Source organism: Collimonas silvisoli (genome assembly GCF_018305005.1).
In the GTDB taxonomy this organism is placed as follows: Bacteria; Pseudomonadota; Gammaproteobacteria; order Burkholderiales; family Burkholderiaceae_D; genus Collimonas; species Collimonas silvisoli.
Genome location: NZ_JAGQEG010000032.1, coordinates 28,407 through 49,960 on the forward strand (window position 1 = coordinate 28,407; position 21,554 = coordinate 49,960).

Genomic DNA, 21,554 nt, shown 5'->3' on the forward strand with positions numbered 1-21,554 from the left:
TGCAAACTTGAAAGATGTTCGAGGGGATGGGGAATGTGATGGCTGATTTATCCGGAGTGTGATCGCTTGAGGAAACGAGCAATTTACCTTAGTCAGGATGAATGTCTCTGTCACTCTCGCCATTAGTCACGAGAGTTTACAACCAAGGAGGATGGTGAAATTCTTCGGATTCAGACACCGGGAGATCTTTAAGGTATTTGAGCGCATATTTGTAAGATGCTTTGTGTGCATCCGGTGCACGCTTGATTTGAGTGAGAAAGTCTGTAAGGTCAAAAATGTCATGTTTAATTCCAAACATGAAGTAAAGCGGGATGTGATGGATTTTTATTTCATTTTTATCCATTAACAAATACGTTAGGCCATTCACGTAGCCTTCGATATATGCCACGTCTTCATATTTTCCACGCCGTAGTTTCTTTTTTTGAAGTTCTAGGTAAGTATTGATAACGTTTTTGATTCGACAACGATGCGAGTACTCTCCCGTCCCCCGCATTGCTATTGCGCGTTCAAGAGCGTGAAGCATTCCATCTTGATAGGACGCCGCAAACATGAGTTGTGGGCAGTCTCGTATTTTAATGTTTTCGTGCATTGAACAATGCGCTGCAAAAACGTGCGACTGAAGTATAGCTGCCGCTTCGTAAATATCATCATCCAACATGATGCCTTGGGCAGTTGCATGAGCCTTAATTTGGCTCAAAAAATAGGCACCGTCAGTTTGTATCGGAATTAAGCCCGCAGCCTTGAATTTTTCACACTCAGCAGCAAACGGCGTGACAACATATGCTTGTTTGTGGAGAGCGTTCATCTGTTTTTTTATGAAATCATAAATGGCTGAGAAATCGGGGTCAGACAGCGAATATCCGATAAAAATGATTGTTTGTGTCGCTAAAATGGTTTTTAGGAACGCGCCGATTACGCCAGAGTTAAGTCGCTCCTGACATTCCTTATAGTCACTTTCAGTAGCAACTATCGATCCGAAATTTGAAACCGATCCATGAATTTTCAACACTCGCCGATTGGCGGCCTCCCAAAAAGCCAAATCAGGATCACTAACAAAAGGGGTTGCTTCACAAAGATCTTCAAAGTAAGTGTCCCAGTTTGTTGTAATTATGTTTTTCATCGGAAAGAACGTCCCCAACTCGCGATGAAATCGGGTTGCTGAGCGCTTCAGTTCTGGAAATGAGTCGATATGCTCGAAACGATCTTTTATTTTCTTTAATAATTTAATTCGACCATTTGGCTGACGGCAATATTGCTCCATTAATTCTGGAAACGAGAGCGAAGATGTTGTAAGATCGTGTTGGGATAGCATTTCGAATGCCACCGTTTCATAGAATGTAAATTTAAGAACGTTCCTTGACTCGGTACTGATTCCAGCACCGGCGAATATTGTTACTTTTCCTCCGAGCAGCTCAGCCATTAGTTCGTCGCTCACGACAAAATCCTGTTCGCTCTTGCATAAGGTACAGCTGCAGTTATTTTTTCTATTGACCATAATTTGTTGTGTAACGGCAGGCAGGAAATTTCGTGCATCCCTTGAACTGCGATCCGGCATTTACACCGGACTTGACCGTCCGTAATATCAACTCGCTTCCGCATTTCGGACATGCATTACTGTTGGTCTTTTCTGCCACAATCGATTTCACATGCTTGACATGCTCACGACTCGTTTTAAACGATGCAGGTTTTCTACCGCTCCGAATGCGTTCGATAGCATCTGCTATCTGATTGGCATCCAGAACCTGCTGATTCATCGATTTGACGTACTTGATATAGCCACCGGCTTGGGTGACATTCTCCGGCATCGGTGTTTTAAAAGTACTGTCCCCAACAAAAACGACGACCGAATGAATCACTGAGCTGTCAAGATGCAGAAGTGCTTCGAGTGCTTTGACATGCTTGTAATTTTGGAACAAGGGATTTTGGAATTTTGTGGTGTGCTTATAGATTTTTTGCGTCCACGTTTTTTGCTTGGCATCGCCGAAAATCCATCCCTTCATGTTCTTCGTCTCAATTACAAAGATGCCAAATTTTGAGATGATAATGTGATCAATCTGGGTAGTGCCGTCGTCAATGGGTAACGTCACATTTTTGATGAGATGGTAGGTCGCTCGATCTAAGAAGAACTTGGCCGATATGTTGACGATTGCTTCGCCCATCGCGCCCTTGAACCAAGGAGATTTGACTACTGCGGCGACAAGCAGCAGTGGGATCAAATACCAAAGACTATGGAAAACTTGGCCGAGTATAGGAGTGAAGTCCATTTTTATCTTTGTGCAAGAGTTTCAGCCAATTAGGGATATGGAGCGTGATCGCAGCATCATCCGAAGTGCGATCGCATCGATTACAAATCTTTTAAATCCCTAGCCTTGTCTTCTTCTTTGAGCATAGACCAGTGATGCTTTAATTTTCCTACGGGAATAAGAAGAAGTAGTGCTAAAACAGCTACAAGTACAAGACTGAGTGGAATGTCTCCAATTTTCCCATCTGGGATTACTCCTTCCCAAAAGGTAACGCTGGGAATTTTGAAAAGCCCTTCGGCAAGACGAGCGTTTAGTGCGTATAACTGATGAGCAAGACTGGCAATTGCTACCGGCAAAAAAATTATGAAAAAATATACTGCGTCGACTACGAACCACTTCGCTACTTTTGCAATACGGTCAGGTCGTTTCATAAATCCCTTAAAAAATGGCAATCAAAAATTCAAAGTAATGTTGATTTTACTGCATGATTGAATGGGCGGTGTTGATCCTTTGCAACAATTAGGATTAGCCTATGCTATTCGTTTCTGGACGCATTCTTGCGACTCCTGCTGCGATTGCCGATCTCACGGCCAGGAAACATCACCACGCCAGCTAATTAGCAGGCATCTTGCAGGTGATTGGGGAGGGGGCGATATTGCCGCTAACGATAAAAACTAAACGAAACGGCTGTCCAGAGAGATGGCAGAATTTTGTCTGCATATGCAATTGCAGACAAAAAATTCTATGTCATCACGGAGTGGGATCGCAGCTATACGACTGTGATGCTGGCGTCTGAATACTGAAACTTATCCAATATCCTGTTGCAACTGCTCGACCAGTTCTTCCACGAGATATCTACGGTGCGGAGGCAATTCCTGAATCTTCACGGCGAGATTGATCAACTCCGGCGGTAGCTTCTTCGCACCTTTTGCGACCACATCTTTTGCCTCAGGCGTTGACTTCGACGGCGCAGGACCGTAGTGCAACCAATGCTGATCCACATTTAACCATTTCGCGATGGTCGCCAGCTTGTCGTTGGTGGGAATCGCCCGTCCTGTCAGCCACTTGTGAGCCGTCTGTGGCGAAATCGCATTGCCCTGGTGCCGAAGATTGAATCGCAGCGCGAGTTCAGTCGCGCCCTGAACCGATTCAGGGCTGCGTCGCAGTGCAAATTCCAAGCGTTTTGTGAACGCCGCTTTCTCAGTGATGGTAGGCATGATCGCATTCTGCGATAACTCCAATCACACCATATCAACCAATTGGGATAATAGTATCTCAATTAGTTTAAAAATATCTTAATTTCGGCTAAGATTCCCTGTAGAAATTTTTTTATTTTTTTTCAACAGGGAGCCCGAATGAATAAGAATTTTGCCGTTTTGATCGCCGCAGTCGTTGCGGTGGCTGGATGTGGTGGTGGGGGGGGGGGCGGCAAGTCGGCTTCAACCGCGCCAGCGTCTCCACCAGCACCCACTGTGTCGCTGAGTGTCAGTCAGCCGAAGATTTCTCTCGGATCGTCCGCGAACATCACTTGGACATCTACTAATGCAACAAGCTGCACCGCTTCCGGCGGATGGGCTGGAACACAAGCAGTTTCCGGCACTGCTCTACAAACACCCGTTGCCGCTGGCCTTAGCAGTTACACGCTGACCTGTACCGGCGCTGGTGGCAATGCCAATCAAACAGTGGCTTTAACTGTTCCAATTCCAGTTCAAAAATCTTCGTACTTGAACGCAAAGAATACCGGCTTGCCAAATCAGAGTCTTCCGAAATCCAGCGGTGCAAATGCGGTGAAGTTTATTTCGCCTACGGAAATGATCACCACAGGGTTTGCAATGGGTGACTTTTTTCAAGACGGCACGGAATCAATGGTGGGGTTCACTAACAACTTCGTACCATCGTCCGATCCGAATTACGGCCGCACGCCAGGACATGCGTACTTCTACAAAAAGGACGTAAACGGGAATTGGGTAGATCAAACGGCAAAACTGCTATCTGACCAAACTGGCTGCATTACCCCGCGCAAAGTCATTGTCGCGGATTTCAACGGCGACGGCGTTCCTGACATCTTTGTAGCATGCCACGGCACAGATTTGTATCCACTTCCTGCCGGATACACCGCCGGTGAAGTTCCGCGCATTTTACTCAGTCAGCCAGATGGCACTTACAAAAATGTACCTGCACCAATATCGTGCTATTGCCACGGTGCTGCCGCTGCCGATGTGAACGGCAATGGGTTTGCTGACATCGTAGTGGTTGATCCAGAGATCAACAAACAGCCGTTCTATCTGGTCAACAACAAGGATGGCACATTCAAGCCGGACTACACTCGCATGCCGCCATCTACCGCTCCGAATACGGCTTGCAATCCAGCATGCAGGTTAGGTATTTACTCGGTAGAGCTGGTCGATTTTGATGCAACTGGAAAATTCGATTTGTGGCTCGGTGGCGTTGACGATAAATCGTTGGGTAGCTTTGCCAGCACGATCTTTCACAACCCTGGCACAAATAACTTTTCTACCGCCACCGCGACAGTACTTCCATCAGCCACTGCACCATCTGTCGCTGACAACAATCCGTTAGACCTTGTTTACACCAACGGCAACATCTATTTGATGCGGGTCGACAGCGGGTATACGGAAACTAGCATTCAGAAAATCAATTACAAAACGCTGTCGTCCACCATGATTTATCGGCATGGACCTTATACCGGCTCTACGTATTCATGGCTCACTTGGATGCTTCCGTACCAGAGCAATATTATTGGCGCGGATTCTTCCTATGGCGTATCGATACCGCAATAAGTCGATCTCCCGCGACAATCAATTCGTCGCGGGACAAAACACTTCTCTAACCCGAATAGAAAGTTCGCATGAAATATCTCAAAGTCGTTCCGCTGGCTGGCATTATTTTTGTGGCCCACAGCGCCATCGCCGCACCGTCATTCGATGATCTCAAACCGCGCTTACAAAAAATTGCTCAGTGCGATGCTACCGAGTTTCCTGCAACCAAGAAGCAAACGTCTGATCTCGACCGTTTCGCAAAATCGCTACGGCAAGCCGGAGTCAAAGCTAAAACGATTGGTGATGGCGGCATTGAAGATGAAGTGCAGTATCGCTTGCCTAGTGGCGTTACTGTCTTCGGTCAGGACGTGAAATTGATTGGCAACTACCAAGCGCCGTTTGTCAAAATCGATTTTCCTATTGCGCGTCAAGAGTTGGTACAACTCATCACGGCATCGACCGGCATGAAGCTTGTACTGAACAAAGCGACTGATGCCTACGAACTGGTGACGAAACCAAAGTTGAAATCGGAAGGCAGCAAGTATCCGTTCGAACAGAATATTTCCGTGTCATCGAACGGAAAATCTGGATCAACTTACGTCTGCAATTATCAGAATACCGATCCTAACGCTGGCTAATAGATTCAATATCTAAACGGCCAGTCGAGCAGGGTTGCATGTGACCTTGCCTGACTGGCCGTTGTCATTCCTATCGCACTGCCGGGACAATTAACGCCACTCCCAATTATTGATTGCCAGTCGTGCTCAATCTACCTGATCAACGCGATTTCATTGACCTGCCATTCGTCTACAAGATCGCCGTGGTTTATGCAATTTTGGCGATGCTAATCATTCCCGCTGGCTATGTGATCCTGATGCTGTTGATGCCAGCACAGTTACGCAAATCTAAATCCGCCGCCGATCCCTACGAGAAGACATTCTGGAAAGTGACCATGGTAGGGCGGGTCTTGATGATCGCCAGTGTGATCTTATTCGGCTTGTTCTTCTTGGCATCACATCGTACGAGTTTACTTCTCGATGGACTGGCTGCGTTGGCTCTCGGCTTCGGTGCGATCTGCGTTGCTGATTATTTCGGACGAACAGATAAAAGCCATGCATGGCACAAGCCGGACTGGTTAGCTCTGAAACATTACATCAATCAGGTGATCATCGATAACGACATCATTCTGGATCGCGATCCGTCTTTGCAATCCAATTTCCGTGTACTCACTACATCAGAAAAAAAGACAAAAATGCGCGAGTGGAAACTTGAGTTAACCGCGAATGAACTGCGATTGAATAATGCTCTGCATGCATACCGTGCGGCACTGTAAGTAATCCGAAATTTCCGATTAAAGGCACCAAGATGGATCAAGACGATTTAGCAAATCATCCACTTCTACGGATGCTGAAGAACCTGCTGAATATTCTTAGCATCGTTCTCGTCGTCGTTGGCTTCGGTCTTTTAATCTGGTCAGTGCCGTGGATATGGAAACACCGCAAAAACGCATCGTCCGAAATAGAACGGATTTTTTGGACATGGAAACTGCTATCCAGTTGGTTCATGCTCTACGGGATCCTGTTGTTTGTGCTTCTGTGCATTGACAACAATATTCTGCAATGGGGTATTGAGAACTGGTGGCCGACTGTCAGTTGGATATTCCTGGAGCCAGTATCGCACTCAGGCTCAGTGTACATAGATGTGTTTTTGTTCTTGATTCTTGGCTTCGTGATGTTGATGACCGATGGCATGTTCGGCAAAGTAACCGACAGTGGTTATTACAATCCACCGGCGCATATTCAACGACTCCGGAATATTCGAGATTTAGAGAGGCGCATTGCCGAAGAACAGGAAAAACCTCCGAGCAAGGATTCCAGATTCAGTAGATGGAGTCTGGAAGAACAAGATAAACGAACCAGGGAGTGGAAATCGGAACTGGAGCACCTGCTGATAGCATTGGAGTACGAGAGAAATAACTAACGCCCAGCCTATTCCTGAATTCGAATCTGGCGGGAATTTCCAGTACGCAGAAATGTGCATCGTCGATATCAAAATATCTCAACCTGTGCATCCAAAAATTCCGGCGTGCTGTCATGAGCATTTCGCATGCGGTGATTGAGTGTATATTTATCGATATTGCGCTCATTCGCCATAAGGAATATGTGAATTTTTCTACGACCATTAAATCAGATTCTTTGTCCGCCATAAGGCCGCTGTTTGAAACGAACGGCCTGCTGAGAATGCTGGGTCAAATTTTTAAAATGGCTGTCGTTATTGATGCCAATTTTATTATTCGAGATATTCTATGGTTGGCTCGAAAGAGAAAGAAGCCTGAGTCTCGTACTGAGCTTTTCGAAGTTTTAGTTGCGGGAACCATAACGGCATACGCACCAACGTTCTTAGTTCAAGAAATGAGCGTTAATCTTCCTCGTTTAGCCCGAGAGCACAATGTGTCACTCGACGAACTTGAGTTGCATTGGCAGACCTATAGAGCTCACATTCATTTCGTTGATGCAGGCGGTGTGGACGATGCCTATGAAGATCCTAAGGACGCGCCGTACCTAAAATTGCAAGCGAAGCTAGGGATTCTTATACTCTCGAAAGATTCGGACATTCCGCGAATGGGAGGGAAGGTAGCAGATGCAGTTCTCGTAACTAGGCTGCGAACATACTCTCGCCACGTAGCTGTTGAGTACACGTTAAAAACAGGTATCGCAGGATCTTTGATGATTTCGTTTGGAACTTTGGTCGTCATCAAAAAATTCTTCATGGCGGCTGTTGTAGAAGCAAAGAGATTACCAAGATGGTTTTAGCTTATTGCCATCATTCTGGCAATTGCCGTTGTACTTCACGGACCAACTCGCCAATATGTCTCGGCGTTTGTCATATCGCAATCAGGAAAATCGAAAGAGTTGGGAGTAAAGCTGCTTGGCCTGCTTGCATCGATGTCAGTTGAGCATGAACAGGCAAAGAAAGGGGCCGCAGCTTCGCTGGAAGGACTTCAAACTGATCCAGTCAATATCGTCAACCTTAGAAGTTCTTAGCCCGCTTGTCCCAGAATCCCGGTGCGTCGTGATGAACGTTCCGCATGCATTGCTCAAGTGTGTAGCAGTTGAACCACGTATTCGGAAATTTCATTGTGCCATCTGAATTTTCTAGAAATGCGGCGACACGTTGAAATCGCTCGTCACTTTCGTCGTACGGCACGTCAATGTAAATCTGGCCGCGATATGCCGTCAATCTAGTTTCGCTAGCGTACTGTCCACACGGATAATGGGGAATATCGTTAGCCGTCAGCCATGCGATGATAGTTTCACGAGATTCGTTCTGCCGGTAATTAATATTCGAATGAGATTCATCGTCGTGAAACTCAACAGTCAGCACATTGCGCTGTTTTTCACGAGCGATTTGATCGATATGGGGAAGCAGTTGTGGCATGTGTTTTCCTTTGATTTTTCTTTGTTTGTGGATGGAATGCCAGTGCAGTAAGCACTGCAATTATCACATCTTCGCTCAGCGTAATCCAGTTTTACACCTCTGGTAAGAACCAGGATAAGACATCCCCGATTTCCAGTTTGTGACCATCGTATTTCACACAGTTTTTGACGGCGATTCCCGTGCGAGAAATGCTGAAACCATCTGACCGCCGATACAGGGAATATCGGGTAAATTTTTGATCAGATGGTTTACTGGCATTACGCCTGCATGGCATTGATCAGGTCTACCGCTTTGCGGCTAGCGTCGTTCGGCGCAAGGTGAGCATAGCGCTGTGTCATTTTTGGATCAGAATGGCCCAGCAATACCGAAACTTCAAACAGACTAATGCCAGCCTTGACTAGCTTGCTGGCATACGAGTGACGTAACGTATGCATCGTAACCTTGCCGCCTTTTTCTTTGACGACATCAGGGGCATTGAGTCCGGCTCTGTCCATCGCCTTCTTGATTGCCTGCGTCGAATAGCCGCGTTCCTGTCCCGCCTTGTTCTCGAAGACATAGCGACCTTCAGGCCTGCGATCAGCAAAGCGACGCTGCATTACCTGTTGAAGCCGTGCAGTCATGTGTAATACATCTTCATTGCTGACCTTGTTGCGGTACAACGCAAGTGTGCCTTCTTCGAGATTGATTGCTGACCAGGGAATATTTGCAACTTCAGAGTAACGGCAACCGGTATCGAGCAGAAAAACAACCAGATCATAATTATCTTGAATATTCCGGCGTAATTCCGTGGTTCGCGATTCTAGCGATTTAACGCCGCCTCTAACCGTTTCTGACTTCAACTCGCTAAGTAATGCTTCTTCCTCGATGGAATCGAGATAACGGAGTCTATACGTCGTTTTAAACGTGGGAAATATGATCTCGCGATTTACCTTATATCCAAGCTTGATCATTTCCTTGATGGTCGAGCGAATCAAGCCTACCTCGTGTTTCATTGTCGCTGGTTTATCACCCTCTGATTTTCGCTTCTGCACCAGTCGTTCGATATCTTTGGTTTGTAAATCGTGGAGCAGGATATCCGCTTTTAAACCGTAGCAAGGGTAATCAACAAACGTTTTGGAATTCCGCTTACTGCCCAGCATCTTGCGTGAGATCGATTCCATGCCCTTGTAGTACGACAGATTCTTACGGACTTCAAGATATTTGTTGAGTGCTTCCCGCAACGTGATCGTTTCCGATTCGCCGAGAAATTCTTCGCCGTGTATCTTGTTGCGTAGATCGCGTTCAACTTGCATCGCCTTGGTTTTGTTCGGGGTGCCAGTTGTGCCGAAATATTTTCTGCCCTTGAACTGGAATTGATAGTACCAATTTCCGCTATTGCTTCGCTTATGTAATGCCATGTTTGTGCCTCTTCTGTGCGTTGAAAATAACTACATCGTCAGCTATTTATCAGCCCAGAACAACGGCGATGAAACCGGCATGAACAGGGTGATTGGTACGGAATTGGTGGTAATGCGTGTGAAAATTTTGGTGTCGATTTTTGGCCTGTCGCCAGATCGTCGTATAGACGTATACAAATGTAATTCCGTACCGATGCCAGTCCGCAATTTGTAAAGCCATGGTGGCCTTGTGGTGGAATTGATGCCAGAAATTGGCGTCATACTGATGAAAATTTGAGCAGACGTTTTCGGATTGTCGCCAGATCGTGGCAGGTGGCTTTACAAGATATTTCTATGGTGTCGCAGGTCCGGAATTTGTAATGCCACCAGAGCGGTATTTCCAGAAAAAACGGCGTCGACAGGTGTGATATGCCGGAAATGGCAGCGAAAATGCCGATATATGCCGCTGGCATAGCCGGGAGATGAGACGGAAGACCGGAAAATGGCGTCCAGCCTTGGTTAAACAAGCTGGATGCCAACTGGCATATGGCGATTGACTTGGCCCACATGGAATATTGCCGCACAAAGCTGGCGGGTCGCAGACGCAACCCAAAATCTGATGCAGCGAGTGAGTTCGCAGAACTCGTGAGCTGTATCGGGTTTTGCAGCAGCGCCGCAGGTGCTGTTGGCTTGATTTACTGATGCAACCAAATATACTGCATCTAAGCCATCATCTAACGTAAGTCCTCGGCACAGATATTGTCTGCATCAACGGCGATATGAATATGTAGTATTGAAGCACGACTTGATCCAGCATGAAACTGCTGGATACAGTTCGCATAAAAACCGAGCCGTTCTGAACCGTCTTACGCCGTCTCGCATCTGCTGCATCAATCGGATTTATCGCTCTCGCTACGCTTGCGTAGCGAGAGCCAGTCACAGTAATTAAAACCGAGCGCTTACCGCGCTCGGTTTGATCTACCGTGTCAGGGGTACAGGGCTGAACCGGATTAGCAGGCAACCGATTCAATAAACGGAGGACGATCCCACCATTAACGGATGCAAGGAGGGTGGTTGCATACGGATACCAATTTCATATCAGGAATTACAACTCAGTGTCATTCGTTTCTACAGGCGGCTGAATCAAACGGGAACAGGGAGGCAATGCGATCCGGCCTAAGGGGACGGACTTTATATGCACATCACGCACAAGAGCTTGGGTTCAAACGGAACTGTTCTCTTCGCAGCCACTGTGGAGACGTATGTAAGATCATGACGATGTGATCAAGACGCTCCAATTAGCTGCATGTCACGACCAGAATTTGGCTTTGGAAGTGACACCTCTGTCAATTGTAATCTTTACTCTGGCCGTATTTATGCTCGAGTAAAAGTGACCCTCTCGGAATTTACCGCACCAGTTGATATGCAGGAAGTGACCGAATGTGTTTCTTGAAATCTTCATAAACATGCTCTGCGCAGGCCCCTCCGCTGTAGTATTTCGAAGGATGAATTTCGATATACAACACCAAGTTTTTCCACCTGGGACATTTGGCATGATGGATCGTGAAAAGAGTCCGGTTGTCTTTCCGCACCTTCCATGCTTCAAGTTCCACCGCCAGCTTCTCACCGTATTCGACCATATCGGGTGTGGCTTTGAAACAGTAGACATCGACCTTTAGCAAACCGGGAATAGGCCGATCTGGATAAGGCAATTCACAAACAAGCCGGACGCTATATGTCTGTGGTTTTTCAGGTTCATCAGGCCCAAATATGCTGTCGAGCAATGGATTGTGGTTTTTGACTGCTGTTTTCTTGGGATGTTTCTTTGTTGAGGGCATAAAATATCTCTGAGAATTGTGAGTGCCAATAGCGATTATTTGCAGTTGGTAGTTCCTGCCGTCCGATTCCTTTTCTGATGGAACGGACGGCAGGGCGGAGCAGTTAAACGACGCGCTGGAAAAAATATTTTCAGTCGAGTTCGGGATCGATTTTTCCTTCGTCTCCCCATTCCTGAGCATCAATTTCATCTTCCGGTTTCCACTGCTCGAAACTCGGTTCTTGAGCAGCCCAATCTTCCACGATAAGAAATTGTTCCTCGTCGTTCACCTGATCCGCAAGCTTTTCTTCTTCGTCCAACAGATCAAAACAAATGGCAAGCTCAGGACCAGATTGCTCAGCACAAGCAGCATCATCAGGGTGCCATTGCACGGCACAGATTGTTTCCACCAACTGCACAAAATCCTTGTGGGCATCATGCTTTTTTAACAGATGCTTTGGCAAAGTTTTTCGCAGCGCCAAGCCAACGTAACAGCGGTGTGGTCGTGTGACTTTCGTAAAGCCGCGTTCGGTCAGCATCTTGCCAAACTTGATCTTGCTGTAGTTGCACTTGAAATTGGTGACGCCCCAAGGCTCGAACAATTCATACGCGTCGTCGAACCGCAGTTCATAGGTTTCATCCATTTCACAGTGCTCAGAGATCCACAAGCCAAGAATGTCCATCTCGGAACGATATTCACTCGTTGCTTTTTGGATCGCAACAGGAATCGGCAAGCGATTCTTCTGCCAGTCAAGACATCCACGGACAGCCCAATTCAGAATACCTGGCAACTCCTGTATCAACTTTTGTTCAAGATGAATGTCCTGTTGTGCTTTTTCAAACCGCACATTAAACGGAATCAAATGTATACGACGCCAGATTGCATGCCCGTCTCCCTTGATCGTTGGCTTGTGATTTGCTGCAAGCCACAACTTAAAGACGGGTATGAATACGAAATCATCCTTGTAGAGATGACGTGCGGTGATGGCGTCGCTGCCGGTTAATGACTTGACGAGTGCTTCTGCCAAAAATTTGCCATCGTCAACTTCGCTGAGTGCGACAAAGCGTTTCCCGCGCAACCGCGCAATATCGCCAGAAGGCCCGCTACTGGAGCGTTTCCCGTCAAGCAGTGTTTCACCCGCAGCCTGTGTACCCAGTTCGCTCATCAGTGCACGCAGCACGTTCAAGAATGTGCTTTTGCCATTTGCACCAAAGCCATACAGAAAGAACAGACACTGCTCTTGTGTCGATGTCGTCAAGCTATAGCCGATGGCACGCTGCAAATAGAGAACGAGATCTTTATCGTTGTCCATGATTTGCAAAAGGAATTTCTCCCATTGTGGACAAGTCGCGTTAACATCGTACTCAACGTTAGTGCCATGTGTCAGAAGCAAATTACGATCAGGTGGTGAGAATTGACCTGTTTTCAGATCAACGACACCGTTCTTCACTGGAAAAATATAGCCGTGCTGATCCAGCGTGGAAATTGGCACAGCAATCGGATTTTCTGATTCAAATAACTTGATCATATCGTCGAGCTTGCGGCGATTTTCTGAATCCAGTGCGTGAAGCTTCAATGCTTTTTTAAGTGGCCCGTCAATTAATGCGTCTGCTTCTGCATGCAAGGTTTTACATACGCCTTTCGCCAGTGCATAAATGGCATTTTTATTTGTTGGCGACCAGATGTTTTCATTCCATTGCAGCCATTGACCAGTATCGACAACATAGCGAACTTCATTTTTGTATAGTGACGCCATTTTTTTTGCGTTTCCCGAATCGGTGCAATGCATCGTGCCTTGATCGCTGTACAAGCGGAAGACGTTATCGACAATTTTCAATACCTCAGCATCTTCCAGCGGTGGAACGCAAGCTGCAGCGTTTAACATAAGGACGATATCGGTGACCACATTGCGAGGGTGACCTTTTTTCATTTGTTCGGTGACAGCCTGCATCATTGTGTCGTTACGACTGCCCGGCGTGACAACGGTTCCGATTGTTGGCGTTTCAGTCAGCTTTGGCTCGCGTGGCTTTTTGACGCCAACAATCTTGATCAGCCATGCAGGTGCATCTGCAATCGGCACTGATTCGTCAATCCATTGGTACAGATTTCCGCTGACAATCGACGGTGGTGCAACAACGTAGCCGCCTTCGCCACGCACGTCGATGCCTGGACGGATTGCAACCCGGCACTTGATTGGCGTATCTTGAGGATAGTTAAAATAAAAATGTTTTCCTCCGCTGCCAGTCGCACAGGTCAACGTTGGCGGCAAAGGACCATACTTGTTTTCAAGTTCGGCCAGTGATTCCATTCCTGATACGCCATCTTTTACGTCGATGTCGAGAACGAAAATGCTGGATGCCACGCCGGTCGCGATGCCGATATTTGCATGCGTGTTTTTCGGAAACCATTCGACGATTTGATCTGGATCTGTGCTGGCATCCTTAAAGCCGTTCGCAACGGCTGGAAATTTCTTGTTGGCGATGATGGGAAGCACTGCGAAGAAACGTTTAAGAAAGTGTAGTGCAGCGGTCAATATTGAACCACGTACACTTGTTGCGGAATCTGATTTGAGTGACATAATATTTGCTCTTGAATGTGGTTATAGAGAAAATTCACAGAATGCGTGGCATGCTGGCAAGGCCGGTGCTGATGACAACGGCCTTGCCAATTACCGCTTACGCCGGTTGCTGCATTGCCTTGAGTTGGTCGATCAAATTCAACATGATGTCAGCGACAACTGCTGGCGAATTTGCATCGGGATAGCAGGCGACACCCAAGCCGCGTTTTTTGCGAGTTACGCCGTAGCCGAAAGAACGCTGTGTATCTGCTACCAATTTTTCCATCGGGATCAGGCCGTCTTTGCCGAGTACGCAAAACACTTGCTTCACCATGTCTTGTGTCGCTTCCCATTGCTCGGGGGGGATGTTCTTGGGGCATTCATCCGTATTACGAACGGCGCTCAGATTAATGCCGCCGCCGGGCGCGGAGAATTCCTTGAGCAAATCTTGTATCGTCGGGCCGTATGAATGAAATACAACAATGCCATCAGCAAAATACTGTGACAGTGCTTTGTGTGTTGGTTTCACCGAGCCATTCAAGACGACATCGAAGACGCCATCATGTGTTTCTGCAAGTTGTTCATTCAGTGGTGCCGAGAGAAGTACCTCTGTGCAGGAAACCAGTTCAGCGGACAACTTGTTTTCTGTAAAACGCTTTTCCTGAAATATGTTCATTATTTTCCTTAGTGGAGCGATATCGGATTTAGATATCGAAAATCAATAAAATTGCTGCTGTTTGTGTTTGCCGTCAGTGCGTCACGACAGTTACAAGGCTACCGGCTCTGAGTTACTATTAACGCAGCAACCGATTAACCTTTAATTGACTCGTTAATATGAAATACGCAAAGAAAGCCACCACGGATGCGGTGTACGAGCTATGGTTTGAGTTCTTGAAACTCGCCGATCCAGAGAAATGTGCCGATTTTGTGAAAAAAGATTTTGGGAATGTTTGGGAGACGGATTTCAAGACGTGGTGGCCGGATCACCGCCGTCTTTTTGAACCAGAAGCCCCGTTGGCTATCCAGAAGATTGAAAATATCGATGAATATAAAGACTACGAAACAGATGATGATTCGCTGATCATCGTCATTCCGCTGCTTACGCCGAAGATGCACTTGCAGAAACAGTTCGAGAAGCTTTTGCGTGAGTCGCATCCGGCTAAAAGGGGACGGCCAAAGCATGACGATATTCGGCAACACTATTCGTTTTGTTCCCGGCCATTTGTTCATGGGCTAGAACAAACATTGAAGGTCTATAAGTTCAAGCAACTGCATCCGGAAATGACCGGCATGCAGATCGAAGAGAAATTGAAATTGATCAACAAGACTGGAAAAAACGCTGGCAAAATTTGGAAAAGGAGCACCAAGCCAAAGGAACTAGAGCGTATGTGGAATATTCAGCGATCTACCGTATCGCGATATCTCAGGCAGGCAGACAAATTGATCGAGAACGTTGCGAAAGGTATTTTCCCGCTGAATAAGTAGTGTCTGCATTCCTGCCGTAGCAGATCGGCCTGTCGCCTGACGACTGGCTTAAGTGCTGTTGGCGGTAGCTTTGCCGTTGCCGCATATGTTGCCTATAATATGAGCAGTGATCGCCTAGTAGTTGTTCCCACGGCTTACCTTTGCCCACCTGTCGCCAGTTCTGCCGATAGCACCCATCATCCAGTTTCAGCCGTCGCCAGATGCCTTGCCTCGATGTTTGACGTTTTGATGTTTCGTCCGTGTTTTTGGAATGTTTTATATATATTATTTTTTTGTATGATGGTTTTAAAAAATATATCAAATCATCAAATCATTTAAATTATTCCTCGAATATTTACCGGTCAATACCAAGGCCGAGAGGTGAGCCAAGGGTGGGAAGCGGCAAATATGGGCAAGACGAAGACGGTAGGTCGTGTCTGATGGCTCACAGGTGCCAGCGGTGCGGATGGGCATCGTGTCAGTTTGTGGACAGCTTGACCCGTTGGCGGTGGTAACCCAAAGCGGAACGTGGGCTTGGTAGCCTGTGGCTGCCTGGCCTACGTGCCAATTTTGCAGGTCCGGCAGGACCTGGGATGTCGACCTGAGCCGGCTGGCGATTCATCAAAGCGGACTGGATACCATTTAGGAGAATTATCTGTGACTGAATCTACTATGTACGAATTGGCGAAGGCTGTTTTGCTGAAAGAGCAGGTCGTGTCCGTATCGCTGTTGCAGCGTCGTTTGATTTTGGGCTATAGCGTCGCGTTAGCGTTGATGGATGAGCTTGAACAGAATGGCGTGGTAACCGGGCTGAATGCTGAAAATTTCCGTACGCTGACTCCACAGTACAAGAATCAGGCCATCGATGATGGACCAGCGTTCGGTGAAAGTAGTAATTGACGGTTGGTTGTAACGGTAAAGCTAGAAGAGCTTCTGTTCTAGTAGAGAATATCCTGGCGAATCAACGAGTTAGTAGCGGCATACGTTCTACTGACATGGAAAATGACATGGGTGACCAAGAAAATTGATGATTTCTTTGCTGGTTGTACGTTCATGCCGAAGATGTGACTTGTCAGATTGGCGTTGAGATTTTTTACGGTAGACCGGATGGTGATGACTCGATCAACGACGAAAGATCATTATCATGATAAAGCCTACCGGAACCATCACACTCAAAGCAACGAGCGAACCAGCCAAGACAACGGAACCAGTTAAAGTAGTTGAGCCAGTCAAGGAGTCCGCTGCGGTCACGACCACGGCGACAATCAAGGTGCCAGAACCGACGAGCGTAATAACGCCGGTAAAAACGGATAACGCTATCAATCCGGCAGAATCTATCAAGACTGGACTGGAATCGGGTAAAACGGCGTCTAATACGATTGCGGCAGTATCTCCAACGGAAATTAAAAACGATGTGGCCAAGACACCGGTAGCATCGAGCGCAGAAAAATCGCCAGATGCATCGGCAGTGGCTGCGCCAGTGAAGATGGTCATCGCGACAGAAATTTACAAACGGATGAAAGCGGTGAAGGGCGTCACCCGTAAGGAAATTCTAGATATATTTGTCGCAGAGGCGAAATTGTCGAAGGCGGGTGCCAGCACGTATTACCAGCTGATTAACGCGAACGTAAAATGATTTGCTTGATCCGTCCCTGAGTTTTGTTGATCAGGGACGGATAACACAACCAAGTTGTTCCATGCAGTGACAAATTATCCTGAAAATACATTAGCTGTATCTTTCCTAGCAGTTTCAGAGTGATCACCTTTTTATCTTCTTCCTAACAGTTAGGTAGAACAGCAGGGTACCTCAATCAAATTTCGATCAGTGGCAATACATGAGTTCGCATGCGCCTTTAATTAGGCCTATCGATTCGACGTTATTGTTTCATTATTTGATAGTTTGACGCTGCCAGATGCTAGACTAGCAACCTTCTATATACACGGAAGGGTTGCGATGCTACCGGCTACTGAGCAAAGTTTGAACAAGATATTGCAGCAATACCAAAATTCTTTTAATGCTAAATCCTATGCAGAAGAAAACGATGACATTGATGTCTTGATGGAAGTATTCAACATTACCCCGTTGCTTAAACGCGAAAATCGACAGTTTTGGGGACGGGAATTGGGAATGTGTTGGCAGCTTCTTGTGACAGAGTTGTGCCGTCAGTGTTGTTCCGATTTTTCGGTTGCTGAGAAATTTGGCTTGGATTCACCATATGATCTGGGGGTAGGGAAATTCGCAATTGACACTAAGTATCGTATCGGTTCGGGAGATGCCGGGACTCTAAAAAAATTTAAAGCTTACGGCCCTTTGCTACAAACAAAAGGCTTTACCCCGGTGCTTTTAATTGCTAGAGAAGACAATCTTGGTGCTGCGATAAGCGCATGTATAAGTGGCGATTGGACCGTGATCACAGGGAAAAATTCTTTTGATTTTATCGAAAAGATGACCGGAGTAGATATTAAACAGTATTTGATTAACCAAAAGGGAAGGTTTCCTGTTGTTCGTTAATATGGGCAATAGGGGCTTCTGGGCTATCGATTTTTTGACCAAGCCGTCGTTTAATTATGTCGATATAACTCGGAACGATTTCAATACCCATATATCGTACGCCTAATTTTTTTGCCGCAACTAATGTCGTGCCAGAACCAGCGAATGGATCAAGCACGATATGTTCGCTTGGCTGCGGGACGAACAATTCAATAAGCCTTTCCATCAGTGCCATCGGCTTTACAGTGCAGTGGACATTCCAGTCATGGGGTTTATCGCGGCGGATACCTTCCAAAATATTGGATTGGAAGGAGCCGTCGTCATTTATCACTTTAATAACTCCGACGCCTGACAGGTCAAGAGTTTCCAAATAGTTATTAATAAGTGGTTTTTGAACTACTACAATCGCTTCCCATTCACTTCGGAATGCACTATGCCAACGTTCCCAATCAGGGGCCTCTTCGACACCCTTTTTTTTCATTTGGGCTGATACATTCAACCCTTTCGGAATGCCAGTGGATCGCCGATATACAATAATGTCACGAGCATAAAATCCTGCCCTCTCTAACGCAACTTGTACATGCGCCGACGTTCTAGTGCTATTAAACGCGACAACGAATGCGCCGGGTTTACAGACTCGATACACTTCGGTCCCCCACTCATAGCACCATTGTTCGTACTCTTCGATATTTTTTTTGATGTTTCTGTACCATCGTTCATTGCGAACACCGCCCGCTAGACCACTACCGTATGGTATGTTTTTCACCAATGTGCTGCTACTTTTGACCTTCTCCAATCTGCGCTGTATTTCCCCATCGTCCCATTTGTGTCCGATGAATTCGTAGTTATAAGGGGGATCCGTGATACAAGCCGAAATTGAATTTTCGGGTATGTTTTTTAGTACTTCTCGGCAGTCGCCTGCAAATAAACTATCTTTCAATTCCATTTCTTTCCTTTGTGAAATGATAACGCTTGACTGTCACTGCCATCACTGCGTTAGCTTACGGGCAGCCAAGGTTTTTATATTTACGGTGGTCAACAACAAGTGCCAAGTGCGTGATATACAACTATCCTAATATTGAGTGTTCTTGATGGACAGTAATTTAGAGATTGGCGACACAGCACGCCTGAAGCGTGGTGGGGCATTGATGGTCGCGCAACGCCCGAGGGCTGACGATTATGTCGAGCGTGTCTGGCACGACGGAACGATGCCATGTCATGAAATATAAGATTCAACAGTTTGGGAACACATTGCCGTTGTGGCTAGTGTAGGCAATGTGTAATGTAAGATTATAACGCATGACCTTGCTCCAATAAATTTGTCAGCCATTGACCGAGAAATGAATTCAGTTCTTTTTTGGTCGATGGGCTGAATGCCATCAGGTCGTCGTCGTAGACTTTGCGGTAGCCGAAGCAGTCTTGATACGTCAGTGCTTCGATGGTCTCGTTTGCAGAGTAGACGGCAATCGTCATGTCAGGATCGGCAATCATGTCGCCAGATGGATGCTTGTAGTAGTGACTGAGAGCGATGACTGTTTTCTTGTGGTGGCGATTCAGGATATCGAGATTCAGATTCATGTATCCCGGTGCCGTGAGTTTGGCAGCTGATTTTATTTCGTGCAATGTGGGGATGAGTTGCAACAGCTTGCGGTAGTTTTTTTGATAGATGTCCATGCCGGTAACTCGTATTGAATTCGTTACAGGTACTATCCCGTCGACTACCGCAGATAGACAACGGCTTTAATTGCGTTCATTCACAAGGAATAAATCGCTCGTACGTCGTGGCTAAATAAATCCGCGTTGCACTGTCGTCAGTGTATTGATGATGGCGGCGGTTCAGTTGAGATTCATGTTCTTGTACAGAATGTACTTACAACGCACATGACTAGCTTTGTTCAAATTGAAACTGTCAATGAAGAATCTTTATTTCATTAAATCCATTTTTTAGATCATTAACAAAATCGTCTATCTCGTTTTTGGTTTTTGGATGTAATGGATTTGCGTTCTCTGACAATTCTTGTTTCACTTCCTCTTCAAATGGAAGCATCTTTTCATCTTCCCTGGGTGCATCGCACTTTCGATCGCTATTATTCGATAGATATAGGCCAGAAGATTTTTTACAGAAAAAAAGGGCATTGCGCGTCATTTGATCATCATTTACCATTCTCGGAATATTGTCATAAGAATAATGAGAGAATAATTTATTGTCATAATTTGCATATATTTCGAATCTATCTACTTTACTATTGTCTGCAGCATACGATTTACCATTTAAAAAAACTGTTGCCAAAAAAGAGCGTGAATCATATTTAAACATGTATACATTAACATGCACTTTATTGAGTATCTCTTTGTCTCCGTGAACCGTAAACGGTGGTTCTAAATAAATACAACGTCTCAATAAAAATAGAAGCGCGACAAAGCCAACTACAAACAATAACCATTTTATTATTCTACGTTTTTTTACGATGATCATTAAAGTATCCTTGATTTACTGAGCGAATCTTTTTTCCATTCAGGTAACAATTCATAGGTTCAGCTGGATCATTGTTTTTATGAACGTATTCAGGATCATCAATGCGGATAGCATTATCGGTCGCCTTTATTCCTCCTTTGATGTGTCCCGCTATCTGATACGTTGGCCCTCTAGACCAACCCATATGCATATCTCTTGCTAACGATGTAACTCGATAGTCAGGTAAAAATGATGGAACAGATTTGGTGGACTGCCCCCAAATTTCAACATCTAAAAACTTAGATCTTTCTGATAAATTTTTGGCAAAATTTTTAAAACTTTTCTTATTTGGGTTATCTTCGGGGGGAAGCTCAAGTGCCGAATCACAACCATATACAATAAATCTTGGAGTATCAGTACACCAATTAAAATCAATAGCATCCCAACCTTCCAACTGCATTTGAGCAAATTCTGTTGCCGAATGAAAAGAAAATTGGACAGGATTAACACTTCCTAACGGACCATCTCCGGCAGCATGAGAATGAATACTACTTTCCTTTGTACGCACCTTGGTTTTACCACCAAACTTGGCAATATAGCGTGCAACAATATTTTTTATTTCGGATAAGTCTTCAATATCTGGGCAGTGCACCTCATGTATTGCTGGGTTATACCACGCACTATTTTTTATATTATGCATTCTGGTCTTTGCGCCCTCGCTGTAGAGCGCTCCTCCATATTTTCCCTTTACCCAAAAAAGTAAAAACAAGAGTTTTACTGGCTCTATTTCTACTATTTTTCGCTTTGTATTTTCTACAGGTGAAGTTGTTGAATCACCATAAACTTTCCATTTTATATCAACTGCGGCACTCATCGTATTTCCTCGTAATTTAAATAACCGACATTTATTTCTTTGTCGCAGCAAGCCATCAA

Annotated in this window: 22 protein-coding genes; 9 read left to right on the top strand and 13 right to left on the bottom strand. The window is 45.8% G+C overall.

The features are described from left to right. Positions 1-136: 136 nt before the first annotated feature. The 4 genes from KHU33_RS10920 to KHU33_RS10935 form a co-directional block, all read right to left on the bottom strand. Positions 137-1,435 (bottom strand): SIR2 family protein, encoded by a 1,299-nt coding sequence (locus KHU33_RS10920; RefSeq protein WP_211462878.1) that lies wholly within the window; start codon positions 1,433-1,435, stop codon positions 137-139. A gap of 49 nt (positions 1,436-1,484) precedes the next feature. After that, positions 1,485-2,264, bottom strand: a complete 780-nt coding sequence (locus tag KHU33_RS10925) for a nuclease-related domain-containing protein (protein ID WP_211462879.1) — start codon at positions 2,262-2,264, stop codon at positions 1,485-1,487. A gap of 80 nt (positions 2,265-2,344) precedes the next feature. Further along, positions 2,345-2,674 (bottom strand): hypothetical protein, encoded by a 330-nt coding sequence (locus tag KHU33_RS10930; RefSeq protein ID WP_211462880.1) that lies wholly within the window; start codon positions 2,672-2,674, stop codon positions 2,345-2,347. A 375-nt stretch (positions 2,675-3,049) separates the two neighbouring features. Then, positions 3,050-3,460 (bottom strand): transcriptional regulator, encoded by a 411-nt coding sequence (locus KHU33_RS10935; protein WP_211462881.1) that lies wholly within the window; start codon positions 3,458-3,460, stop codon positions 3,050-3,052. A gap of 138 nt (positions 3,461-3,598) precedes the next feature. On the opposite strand from KHU33_RS10935, the gene KHU33_RS10940 reads away from it, so the two are divergent. From KHU33_RS10940 to KHU33_RS10960, 5 genes are all read left to right on the top strand, one after another. After that, positions 3,599-5,044 (top strand): FG-GAP repeat domain-containing protein, encoded by a 1,446-nt coding sequence (locus KHU33_RS10940; protein WP_211462882.1) that lies wholly within the window; start codon positions 3,599-3,601, stop codon positions 5,042-5,044. Positions 5,045-5,112: 68 nt separating this feature from the next. Continuing rightward, a complete protein-coding gene (locus KHU33_RS10945; RefSeq protein WP_211462883.1) occupies positions 5,113-5,661 on the top strand; it encodes a hypothetical protein in 549 nt (182 codons plus the stop codon). A 113-nt stretch (positions 5,662-5,774) separates the two neighbouring features. After that, positions 5,775-6,356, top strand: coding sequence for a hypothetical protein (locus KHU33_RS10950; RefSeq protein ID WP_211462884.1), 582 nt, complete (start codon positions 5,775-5,777; stop codon positions 6,354-6,356). Between the two features lie 32 nt (positions 6,357-6,388). Continuing rightward, complete coding sequence (locus KHU33_RS10955; RefSeq protein ID WP_211462885.1) at positions 6,389-7,003, top strand: hypothetical protein; 615 nt, start codon at positions 6,389-6,391, stop codon at positions 7,001-7,003. A 113-nt stretch (positions 7,004-7,116) separates the two neighbouring features. Beyond that, the gene (locus KHU33_RS10960; RefSeq protein WP_211462886.1) at positions 7,117-7,836 is read left to right on the top strand and encodes a PIN domain-containing protein; all 720 of its coding nucleotides are present in this window, start codon (positions 7,117-7,119) and stop codon (positions 7,834-7,836) included. A gap of 217 nt (positions 7,837-8,053) precedes the next feature. Here the strand turns inward: KHU33_RS10960 and KHU33_RS26365 are convergent, their stop codons facing one another. The 5 genes from KHU33_RS26365 to KHU33_RS10985 form a co-directional block, all read right to left on the bottom strand. Further along, positions 8,054-8,461, bottom strand: a complete 408-nt coding sequence (locus tag KHU33_RS26365; RefSeq protein ID WP_230414184.1) for a hypothetical protein — start codon at positions 8,459-8,461, stop codon at positions 8,054-8,056. 257 nt (positions 8,462-8,718) lie between these two features. Then, positions 8,719-9,858, bottom strand: coding sequence for a tyrosine-type recombinase/integrase (locus KHU33_RS10970; protein WP_211462887.1), 1,140 nt, complete (start codon positions 9,856-9,858; stop codon positions 8,719-8,721). A 1,385-nt stretch (positions 9,859-11,243) separates the two neighbouring features. Continuing rightward, the gene (locus KHU33_RS10975) at positions 11,244-11,864 is read right to left on the bottom strand and encodes a hypothetical protein (protein WP_211462888.1); all 621 of its coding nucleotides are present in this window, start codon (positions 11,862-11,864) and stop codon (positions 11,244-11,246) included. Then, positions 11,806-14,232, bottom strand: a complete 2,427-nt coding sequence (locus KHU33_RS10980) for a phage/plasmid primase, P4 family (RefSeq protein ID WP_211462889.1) — start codon at positions 14,230-14,232, stop codon at positions 11,806-11,808. The genes KHU33_RS10975 and KHU33_RS10980 overlap by 59 nt, the downstream gene beginning before the upstream one ends. 97 nt (positions 14,233-14,329) lie before the next feature. Further along, complete coding sequence (locus tag KHU33_RS10985; protein WP_211462890.1) at positions 14,330-14,887, bottom strand: hypothetical protein; 558 nt, start codon at positions 14,885-14,887, stop codon at positions 14,330-14,332. A gap of 158 nt (positions 14,888-15,045) precedes the next feature. On the opposite strand from KHU33_RS10985, the gene KHU33_RS10990 reads away from it, so the two are divergent. The 4 genes from KHU33_RS10990 to KHU33_RS11005 all read left to right on the top strand — a co-directional run bounded on the left by KHU33_RS10990 (position 15,046) and on the right by KHU33_RS11005 (position 18,187). Next, on the top strand, positions 15,046-15,696 hold the full coding sequence (locus KHU33_RS10990; RefSeq protein ID WP_211462891.1) for a hypothetical protein: 651 nt from the start codon (positions 15,046-15,048) through the stop codon (positions 15,694-15,696). Between the two features lie 636 nt (positions 15,697-16,332). Then, complete coding sequence (locus KHU33_RS10995; RefSeq protein WP_211462892.1) at positions 16,333-16,575, top strand: DNA translocase FtsK; 243 nt, start codon at positions 16,333-16,335, stop codon at positions 16,573-16,575. A gap of 514 nt (positions 16,576-17,089) precedes the next feature. Next, entirely contained in the window at positions 17,090-17,311 is a 222-nt protein-coding gene (locus tag KHU33_RS26855; protein WP_407928269.1) for a hypothetical protein, read from the top strand. Positions 17,312-17,653: 342 nt separating this feature from the next. Continuing rightward, a complete protein-coding gene (locus KHU33_RS11005) occupies positions 17,654-18,187 on the top strand; it encodes a hypothetical protein (protein WP_211462893.1) in 534 nt (177 codons plus the stop codon). Here KHU33_RS11005 and KHU33_RS11010 read toward each other — a convergent pair. The 4 genes from KHU33_RS11010 to KHU33_RS11025 form a co-directional block, all read right to left on the bottom strand. Beyond that, positions 18,153-19,112, bottom strand: a complete 960-nt coding sequence (locus tag KHU33_RS11010; protein WP_211462894.1) for a DNA-methyltransferase — start codon at positions 19,110-19,112, stop codon at positions 18,153-18,155. The two genes, KHU33_RS11005 and KHU33_RS11010, sit on opposite strands and share 35 nt — an antisense overlap. Before the next feature lie 344 nt (positions 19,113-19,456). Beyond that, positions 19,457-19,840 (bottom strand): DUF1249 domain-containing protein, encoded by a 384-nt coding sequence (locus KHU33_RS11015; protein WP_211462895.1) that lies wholly within the window; start codon positions 19,838-19,840, stop codon positions 19,457-19,459. A gap of 235 nt (positions 19,841-20,075) precedes the next feature. Then, positions 20,076-20,642, bottom strand: coding sequence for a hypothetical protein (locus KHU33_RS11020; RefSeq protein ID WP_211462896.1), 567 nt, complete (start codon positions 20,640-20,642; stop codon positions 20,076-20,078). Next, positions 20,620-21,495 carry a hypothetical protein gene (locus tag KHU33_RS11025; RefSeq protein WP_211462897.1) on the bottom strand — a complete coding sequence of 292 codons (876 nt, stop codon included), beginning with the start codon at positions 21,493-21,495 and terminating at the stop codon, positions 20,620-20,622. The genes KHU33_RS11020 and KHU33_RS11025 overlap by 23 nt, the downstream gene beginning before the upstream one ends. Positions 21,496-21,554 lie beyond the last annotated feature (59 nt).

What these genes read in the sequence shown, in the direction of transcription:
- KHU33_RS26365 (WP_230414184.1), bottom strand. Translation starts at nt 8,461, where the DNA reads ATGCCACAACTGCTTCCCCATATCGATCAAATCGCTCGTGAAAAACAG.
- KHU33_RS10980 (WP_211462889.1), bottom strand. Translation starts at nt 14,232, where the DNA reads ATGTCACTCAAATCAGATTCCGCAACAAGTGTACGTGGTTCAATATTG.
- KHU33_RS11025 (WP_211462897.1), bottom strand. Translation starts at nt 21,495, where the DNA reads ATGAGTGCCGCAGTTGATATAAAATGGAAAGTTTATGGTGATTCAACA.
- KHU33_RS10970 (WP_211462887.1), bottom strand. Translation starts at nt 9,858, where the DNA reads ATGGCATTACATAAGCGAAGCAATAGCGGAAATTGGTACTATCAATTC.
- KHU33_RS10955 (WP_211462885.1), top strand. Translation starts at nt 6,389, where the DNA reads ATGGATCAAGACGATTTAGCAAATCATCCACTTCTACGGATGCTGAAG.
- KHU33_RS10930 (WP_211462880.1), bottom strand. Translation starts at nt 2,674, where the DNA reads ATGAAACGACCTGACCGTATTGCAAAAGTAGCGAAGTGGTTCGTAGTC.
- KHU33_RS10990 (WP_211462891.1), top strand. Translation starts at nt 15,046, where the DNA reads ATGAAATACGCAAAGAAAGCCACCACGGATGCGGTGTACGAGCTATGG.
- KHU33_RS11020 (WP_211462896.1), bottom strand. Translation starts at nt 20,642, where the DNA reads ATGATCATCGTAAAAAAACGTAGAATAATAAAATGGTTATTGTTTGTA.
- KHU33_RS10925 (WP_211462879.1), bottom strand. Translation starts at nt 2,264, where the DNA reads ATGGACTTCACTCCTATACTCGGCCAAGTTTTCCATAGTCTTTGGTAT.
- KHU33_RS10940 (WP_211462882.1), top strand. Translation starts at nt 3,599, where the DNA reads ATGAATAAGAATTTTGCCGTTTTGATCGCCGCAGTCGTTGCGGTGGCT.
- KHU33_RS10945 (WP_211462883.1), top strand. Translation starts at nt 5,113, where the DNA reads ATGAAATATCTCAAAGTCGTTCCGCTGGCTGGCATTATTTTTGTGGCC.
- KHU33_RS10975 (WP_211462888.1), bottom strand. Translation starts at nt 11,864, where the DNA reads ATGAAATTGATGCTCAGGAATGGGGAGACGAAGGAAAAATCGATCCCG.
- KHU33_RS11010 (WP_211462894.1), bottom strand. Translation starts at nt 19,112, where the DNA reads ATGGAATTGAAAGATAGTTTATTTGCAGGCGACTGCCGAGAAGTACTA.
- KHU33_RS10935 (WP_211462881.1), bottom strand. Translation starts at nt 3,460, where the DNA reads ATGCCTACCATCACTGAGAAAGCGGCGTTCACAAAACGCTTGGAATTT.
- KHU33_RS11015 (WP_211462895.1), bottom strand. Translation starts at nt 19,840, where the DNA reads ATGGACATCTATCAAAAAAACTACCGCAAGCTGTTGCAACTCATCCCC.
- KHU33_RS10960 (WP_211462886.1), top strand. Translation starts at nt 7,117, where the DNA reads ATGAGCATTTCGCATGCGGTGATTGAGTGTATATTTATCGATATTGCG.
- KHU33_RS10985 (WP_211462890.1), bottom strand. Translation starts at nt 14,887, where the DNA reads ATGAACATATTTCAGGAAAAGCGTTTTACAGAAAACAAGTTGTCCGCT.